Origin of the sequence: Chryseobacterium sp. BGARF1 (assembly GCF_001677955.1) — a bacterium.
In the GTDB taxonomy this organism is placed as follows: Bacteria; Bacteroidota; Bacteroidia; order Flavobacteriales; family Weeksellaceae; genus Chryseobacterium.
This window is the reverse complement of record NZ_LELA01000091.1, coordinates 1-1,606: the sequence shown is the minus strand read 5'-3', so window position 1 is coordinate 1,606 and position 1,606 is coordinate 1. Positions and strand designations below refer to the sequence as shown.

The following is a 1,606-nucleotide window of genomic DNA, read 5'->3' as shown; positions in this document are numbered from 1 at the left end:
CATTCAGGGTAATGTTTACGGTTGTGGTTGCAGTTGTATTTTGAGCATGAACATTGTTAGTTCCTAATAAAGTTGCTCCGATAGTTAAAGTTGCGATTGCGATTAATTTTTTCATGGCAGTAATATTTAATTTTGTTTAATTGTTCTCTTTTGTATACTGCAAATTTAGAGCGTCGATAAAAGTTTCTTTGTAGTTGAAAATGGAAGTTGATGTAGTAAAATAACTACACGGATTAATTATTCGTTGTAAATAGAAAAGCCCTCAACACTTTTAAAGTGTTGAGGGCTTTTTTGTTTTTTTTAATGTGTTTACTTACAATGCAGTGGCAGTATAAGTTACTTTTTGTACGTAAGTTCCTTGAGGTTTTCCTAAAAGGACCTTGGATGCTTTTTCCGCCGAAATAGAGTAGTCAATATTTAAAGATTGTTTAGTTCCTAAACTCGCATTACTTACCAGCACCTGATCAGTTGTAGATAAAGTGACCTCATTCAGAGTTCCCACCAAACTTCCGCCCGGTATTGCTTTTACCTGTAAAATATCTACCGGAATTAAGTTTGTGCCATTGACAAAGTGTGCACCTTCAGATTTTACTTTTACATCAAAATTTTTGGAAGAAATAATGACTAAGCTGTTTGGAACGGTCACATTTTTTGATGAATTATAATCTTTTGTACTGCCATAATTAAAATCTACAGTACCTTCTGAAGCAGCAGTGCCAATGTCCATTGCAATAATATCTGCTAAAATAATATTTACTGATTTACTAACCTGCTCAGAATTTTGTGCCAGAACCAAGTCGGTTCCTAAAGTGATTGCTCCCAGCGATAACACAGTGATAAAGATTTGTTTTCTCATGATTTGGATGAATTTGAAAAACTGCAATATAATATTGTCATTTAAAATGAATTATACTAACAGATTTAGAATCAAATTTAAGAACATTACCTGACATGACCAAGCTTTTATTGTTATTGATTAACTAATTGTCAATATGATAGTCACGAATGTTTTTTCCTTACCCGATTAGCATTGAAAAGTACTAAAATTGTCGTCTTTCACGAATGTTCTATCACTGCTTATACTTTTGCCAGACATTTTGACTGTCAATAATTCCCAAACTTGCCTCGCCTTTTTGATTTCTTAAAAGAAAACAAAATTGTAAAGAATATATGTAATAGACTTTTTTATTACTTTTACAAAAAATGCAATAAAATTGAAACTAATTTCCTTTGTTCTGACAATTTTCACTCAGTTGTTACTCATTGTAGCTTTAAAACTATTAGAAAATTATTATTTAATATTAATAATCATCGCATGTTCTGGTTTATTAGGACTTTTAATCACTTTAAGTCGTCCAAAAAAATCAAAAACACAAGAAATGGGATGGGGTCTTCTCTTCGGATCATTAACATCTTTCATCATGACAATATCTTTTATTACATGGTTGTCGTATAACTTTCCACAATAATTATAAAAAAACATGTTAGAAAGTATATTATTTATTCTGTTAATTTTAATTATGTATATCCGTTTTTCATCATACCGCTGTAATGTTAGCAATAATGAGCCTATCGAATAGTTTATCTGCAAAATATCTTCGATTTA

General features: G+C 30.8%; 1 protein-coding gene. It reads right to left on the bottom strand.

Translation table 11 applies throughout. The features are described from left to right. Positions 1 to 313: 313 nt before the first annotated feature. A complete protein-coding gene (locus tag AB671_RS17320; RefSeq protein WP_066682033.1) occupies positions 314 to 856 on the bottom strand; it encodes a peptidoglycan-binding protein LysM in 543 nt (180 codons plus the stop codon). Positions 857 to 1,606: the final 750 nt, after the last annotated feature.